Origin of the sequence: Kitasatospora sp. NPDC056181 (genome assembly GCF_042266225.1) — a bacterium.
In the GTDB taxonomy this organism is placed as follows: Bacteria; Actinomycetota; Actinomycetes; order Streptomycetales; family Streptomycetaceae; genus Kitasatospora.
This window is the reverse complement of sequence record NZ_JBHJUK010000245.1, coordinates 2,822-8,578: the sequence shown is the minus strand read 5'-3', so window position 1 is coordinate 8,578 and position 5,757 is coordinate 2,822. Positions and strand designations below refer to the sequence as shown.

The 5,757-nt window shown below is 75.6% G+C and carries 3 protein-coding genes; 2 read left to right on the top strand and 1 reads right to left on the bottom strand.

Annotation, left to right across the window (positions count from 1 at the left end):
* Positions 1-178: 178 nt before the first annotated feature.
* Positions 179-445 (top strand): hypothetical protein, encoded by a 267-nt coding sequence (locus ACFC1F_RS41750; RefSeq protein WP_376166864.1) that lies wholly within the window; start codon positions 179-181, stop codon positions 443-445.
* An 81-nt stretch (positions 446-526) separates the two neighbouring features.
* On the opposite strand, the gene ACFC1F_RS41745 is transcribed toward ACFC1F_RS41750, so the two are convergent.
* Entirely contained in the window at positions 527-3,745 is a 3,219-nt protein-coding gene (locus tag ACFC1F_RS41745) for a S41 family peptidase (protein ID WP_376166862.1), read from the bottom strand.
* Positions 3,746-3,968: 223 nt separating this feature from the next.
* Here ACFC1F_RS41745 and ACFC1F_RS41740 point away from each other — a divergent pair, with 223 nt between their 5' ends.
* Positions 3,969-5,669, top strand: a complete 1,701-nt coding sequence (locus ACFC1F_RS41740; protein ID WP_376166860.1) for a chitinase — start codon at positions 3,969-3,971, stop codon at positions 5,667-5,669.
* Positions 5,670-5,757 lie beyond the last annotated feature (88 nt).

Sequence of the window (5,757 nt, the reverse complement as noted above, 5' to 3'; positions counted from 1 at the left end):
CTTTACTACCCTGTGGTGGTGGGGGGCGGCGTCTTTTTTTTATACCCCCCCGCCGCCGGCGCCGCCCCCCCCCCGCGGGGGCCCCCGCCCCCCGCCGGGGCCCCGCGGTCCGGGGATGCGCTCCTCCCGTCCCGGTGTGAGAGTGGGGGCAGCCCGGTATTCGTCCGGAGGAGGAGTCATGGGCATTTTCGACAGGTTCCGCCACAAGACGCACGACGCCTCCGAGGAGGCCAGGTCCTCCCTCGGCGGGAGCCACGAGCAGGACACCACCGCGATGACGGACCCCGCCCAGCGCGCCGCCCTCGCCCACGACGAGGCAGCCGACGCCTTCGGTCCCGAGATCGAGAAGGCCCGCGAGGTGCAGGAGGCGGCAGGCGTCAGCGACCGGGAGGCCGAGGAGCGGGCCCGGGAGGACATGACCGCCGAGGGCGACCCCTGGGACTGACCCGGAGGTCGCGGCCACGCGGGGGCCGCAGCCGTGCGGTGACACACGAGGGGGCGCGCCCGCCACGGGCGCGCCCCCTCGTCACGCCCGTGGCGGCAGCGGCGGCCGCCGCAGGTCCGGGCGCGGGGTGTCCTCCGGCGGCGGTTCGGCGGCCGGCGTGTCCTCCAGCAGGTCCAGCGCCAGCCGCACCGCCGTGACCAGCTCGACGTGCCGCCCGCGGGCCCAGTCCTGCGGGGTGCGCAGCACGTGCACGTCCGGCTCCACGCCGTGGTTCTCCACCGACCAGCCGAGCCCGCCGGTGAACCAGGACGCGTTCTTCGGCACCGAGATCTGCGTCCCGTCGCCGAGCGTGTGCCGCCCGGTCATGCCGACCACCCCGCCCCAGGTCCGGTTGCCCACCACCGGGCCCAGCCCGAGCAGCTTGATCGCGGTGATGATGACGTCCCCGTCGGAGCTGGTCGCCTCGTCGGCGAGCGCCACCACCGGCCCGCGCGGCGCGTCCCGGGGCCAGCGCACCGGCTGCCGTCCGCGGCTGAAGTCCCAGGCCAGCACCCGCCGGGTGAGTTTCTCCAGCACCAGTTCGGAGACGTTGCCGCCGGCGTTGCCGCGCACGTCGAGGACCAGCGCGGGCTTGTCCATCTCCCGGCGGACGTCCCGGTTGAACTGCGCCCAGCCGGAGCCGCCGAGGTCGGGGATGTGCAGGTACCCGCACCGGCCGTCGCTGAACTCCCGGACCAGGGTCCGGCGTCTGGCCACCCAGTCCTGGTAGCGGATGGGCCGTTCGTCGGTCAGCGGGGAGACGGAGATCCGGCGGACCGGGCCGTCCGGGCCGCTGCGCAGGGTGAGTTCGACGGTGGTGCCGCCGGTGCCGGCCAGCAGCGGACCGGGGCCGCGGACCGGGTCCAGCGGGCGCCCGGCCACCGCGAGCAGCTCGTCGCCGTCGCGGACACCGTGGGTGGCGAGCGGGGCCCGGGCCCGGGGGTCGGAGGACTCGCCGGGCAGGACGCGGTCGACCAGCCAGCGCCCGTCGGCGGCGCGGTGGGCGTTGGCGCCGAGCAGCCCGAGCGGCTGCTGCGCGAGCGCGGGCCCCTCGCCGCGCCGGGACGGGGTGACGTACGCGTGCGAGGTGCCCAGTTCGCCGAGGAGTTCGCGCAGCAGGTCGGCGAAGTCGTCCGGGCCGGCCACCCGGTCCAGCAGCGGCTGGTACTGGGCGACCAGCGCGGGCCAGTCCAGCCCGCACATCCCGGCGTCCCAGAACTGGTCCCGGACGATCCGGGCCGCCTCGCCGAACGCCTGGCGCCACTCGGCGGCCGGGTGCACGGTGTGGGTGATCCGGCGCAGGTCCACGGTGGTCCCGGCGGAGGGGGCGTTGACCGGGACGATCCGCAGGGTGCCGGCGGAGTAGACGGCGACCGAGCCGCCGTCGCCGGAGACGGCGTAGCCGTCGAGTCTGTCGGCCAGCGTCGAGCGGCTGCCCCGGGCCAGGTCGAAGTACTCCAGGGAGGGGCGTCCGGAGGTGTCGTCGGGGTTGGTGAAGGTCTGCCCGAGGGTGCCGGAGATCGGCCAGCGCAGCCAGAGCAGCCCGCCGCGCACGGCGTCGGTGGCGGAGTACTTGGAGGCGATCACCGGGAACGGGAGCAGCCGCTCGCCGATGCCCTCCGGGTCGACGTGGACGGTGCCGTCGCCGCCGCCGTCGCCGCGCGGGCCGCCGTCCTCGGCGGGCGCGGCGAACGGGGACGGGGTGTCGGCGGCGAGCGGGACGAGGTAGGGGCGGCAGCCGAGCGGGAAGGAGAGGTCGCCGGTGTGCACGTCGTGGACCGGGTCGAAGCCGCGCCAGGAGAGGAGGGCCAGGTAGCGGCCGTCCCGGGTGAAGACCGGCTGCTCGTCCTCGAACCGGCCGTCGGTGACCTCGGTGATCGCCGTGTCCGCGTCGGCGCGGGTGAGCCGGATCCGGCGCAGTGAGCGGCCGGCCACCGGCTGGGACCAGGCGATCCAGCGCGAGTCGGGGGAGAAGCGGGCGCCGGAGACCGGGCCGTGTCCGGAGGCGGCCAGTTCGCGGACGGCCCCGTCGGCGGTGGCGACCAGCAGCAGCCGGCCGTCGGAGGCGGCGGCGGCCAGGAGGGTGCCGTCGGGGGCCGCGGTCAGTTCCAGGACGCGGCCGAGCAGGCCGCCGGCCAGCAGCCGGTGCCCCGGCCGGCCGGGGGCCTGCTCGTGCCCGGGCAGCGGCACGATCTCGACCGCGTCCTCGCCCTCGGCGTCGGTGATCCAGCAGGCCTCGCCGGTCTGCCCGAGCACCACGGGCAGCCGGGTGCGCACGCCCGGGGTGTCGGCGAGGGCCCGGGCGGGGCCGTCGCGGTGGGTCAGCCAGTACTGGCTGCCGCGCACGGTGACCACCCCGGCGCGGCCGGTCCGGTCGCAGGCGAGGTCCTTGACGTGCGAGGCGGCGCTCACCTGGTAGGGCCGGCGGCCGGCCCGGGCGCCGCCGAGCGGGACGTGCAGCCGCTGCGGGGCGGGGGCGTCCAGGCTCTCCAGCAGCCAGAGGTCGCCGGCGTGCTGGTAGACGATCCGGGTGCCGTCGGTGGCGGCCTCCCGGGCGTAGTAGGAGGCGTGGTCGGTGTGCCGGCGCAGGTCGGTGCCGTCCGGGCGGCAGGAGTAGACGTTGCCGACGCCCTCGTGGTCGGAGAGGAAGGCGATCCGGTCGCCGTCGGCCGAGGCGACCGGCATCGGGGAGGCGAAGTGCCCCCGGTGCCCCTCCAGGACGCGCTCGCCGTCCACCCAGAGCCGCCCGGTGGCGCCGCCGCGGTAGCGCTTCCAGGCGGCCGGTTCGTGCGGGGCGGTGCCGGTGAGCAGCACGGTGTGCGCCCGGCTCATCTGGGCGTCGCCGACCGGTCCCCAGGGCATCCGGCGCCCGGGCGAGCCGTCCGGCGGCAGGGCGTGCGCCCAGGTGTAGTGGCCGAAGGGCTCGTGGAACGAGGTGACGGCGAGCAGCTCGTCGTCGGGCAGCCAGCCGCGCAGCCGGGTGTCCTGGCTGCCCCAGTGGGTGAGCCGGACGGCGGCGCCGCCCTCCACGGGGGCGGTCCAGACTTCGGGGGTCAGCGCCTGCCAGCCGGTCCAGCCGAGGGTGCGGCCGTCGGGGGAGAGCCGGGGGTGGCTGACCCGGGTGCGGTCGCAGCTGACCCGCCAGGCGCGGCCGACGGTGCCGTCCGGGGCGAGCGGCGCCACCCAGACGTCGTCCTCGGCGGTGAACGCCAGCAGGCCCCCGCGCAGGTGGGGGTAGCGGAGGTAGCCGGGCGACGTCACCTCTCCATGGTTCGACGGGGTGTCACGCCCGGCAACCGGACACCGCGCCGCGACCGGCCCCGGTGAGCGTCCAGCCGGTCTGGACCATTGACACCGCACCGGCGGATCCACTTCAGTGGTCTAGTCCAACTAGGGTGCGCGGTCGGGCCGAACCCCCACTGGCACGACCTCGCCGTGCCCTCGGACGTCCCCCACGATCCGCGCCCCCGCAGGAGTCCCCCGCATGCGCAGAACACCCGCACCCGCACCCGCCGGCCACTCGCCCGCCGGCCGCCGCCCCCGGACGCTGCTCGCCGCCGGCACCGCCTCGGCCGTCGCCGCCGCCACCATGGCCGGCCTCGCCCTGGGTCTGGCACCCACCGCCTCGGCCGGGGAGTTCCTGGTCAACGGCGGCTTCGAGAGCGGCGCCCTGGGCCCGTGGAGCTGCACCGGCGGCACCGGCAGCGTCGTCACCGGCCAGGCCCACGGCGGCGGTTACGCCCTCGCGGCGGCCGCCTCGGCGAGCGACACCGCCCAGTGCACCCAGACCGTCGCGGTCACCCCCAACACCACGTACACCTTCAGCGCCTGGGTCAAGGGCTCGTACGTCTACGTCGGTGTGAACGGCGGCACCAGCACCTGGACGCCCGGCACCGGCGGCGCGTACCAGAAGCTCAGCGTCGGCTTCACCACCGGCGCCACCCAGACCAGCGCCACCGTGTACACCCACGGCTGGTACGGCCAGGGCACCTACTACGCGGACGACCTCTCGCTGGACGGCCCGGGCGCGCCCACGCCCACCGCCTCGCCCACCGCGACGGCCTCCCCGACCGTCACCGCCTCGCCCACCGCCACCCCGACCGCGACCGCCACCCCGACGGCCACCGCCACCCCCACCGACACCGCCTCGCCGACCGCGCCGCCCACCGGCGCCCACTCCCTGGTCGGCTACCTGCACGCCAGCTTCGCCAACGGCGCCGGCTACACCCGGATGGCCGACGTCCCCGACTCCTGGGACTTCGTCAACCTCTCCTTCGGCGAGCCGACCTCGGTCACCTCCGGCGACATCCGGTTCAACCGCTGCCCGGCCACCGAGTGCCCGACCGTCGAGTCCGACGCCGACTTCAAGGCCGCCATCGCCGCCAAGCGGGCCAAGGGCAAGAAGGTGCTGATCTCGATCGGCGGCCAGAACGGCCAGGTCCAGCTCACCACCACCGCGGCCCGCGACACCTTCGTCAGCTCGGTCTCCGCGATCATCGACAAGTGGGGCCTGGACGGCCTGGACATCGACTTCGAGGGCCACTCGCTGTCCCTCCAGACCGGCGACACCGACTTCAAGAACCCGACCAGCCCGGTCGTCGTCAACCTGATCTCCGCGCTGAAGACGCTCAAGGCCAAGTACGGCCCGAACTTCGTCCTCACCATGGCGCCGGAGACCTTCTTCGTCCAACTCGGCTACCAGTACTACGGTTCCGGCCCCTGGGGCGGCCAGGACCCGCGCGCCGGCGCCTACCTGCCGGTGATCCACGCCCTGCGCGACGACCTCACCCTGCTGCACGTCCAGGACTACAACTCGGGCTCCATCATGGGCCTGGACAACCAGTACCACTCGATGGGCGGCGCCGACTTCCACGTCGCGATGACCGACATGCTGCTCAAGGGCTTCCCGGTCGCGGGCAACACCGCCAACGTGTTCCCGCCCCTGCCGGCCTCCAAGCTCGCCATCGGCATGCCGGCCACCACCAACGCGGGCAACGGCTACGTCGCCCCCGCCGAGGTCGACAAGGCCCTCGACTGCCTCACCAAGCTCGCCAACTGCGGCGGCTACGTCCCCAGGGCCGGCGCCCAGCCGAACCTGCGGGGCCTGATGACCTGGTCCATCAACTGGGACCAGTTCGGCGGCCGGGAGTTCTCGAAGAACTTCGACGGCTACTTCCGCCGCTGACCCGCCCCCGCCGGGGGGCCGGCCGGGCCGCCGCCCCCGCCGGGCCCCGCCGCCGGGCCCCCCCCGGGGGCGGGGGGGGGCGGCGGCC

What these genes read in the sequence shown, in the direction of transcription:
- ACFC1F_RS41750 (WP_376166864.1), top strand. Translation starts at nt 179, where the DNA reads ATGGGCATTTTCGACAGGTTCCGCCACAAGACGCACGACGCCTCCGAG.
- ACFC1F_RS41740 (WP_376166860.1), top strand. Translation starts at nt 3,969, where the DNA reads ATGCGCAGAACACCCGCACCCGCACCCGCCGGCCACTCGCCCGCCGGC.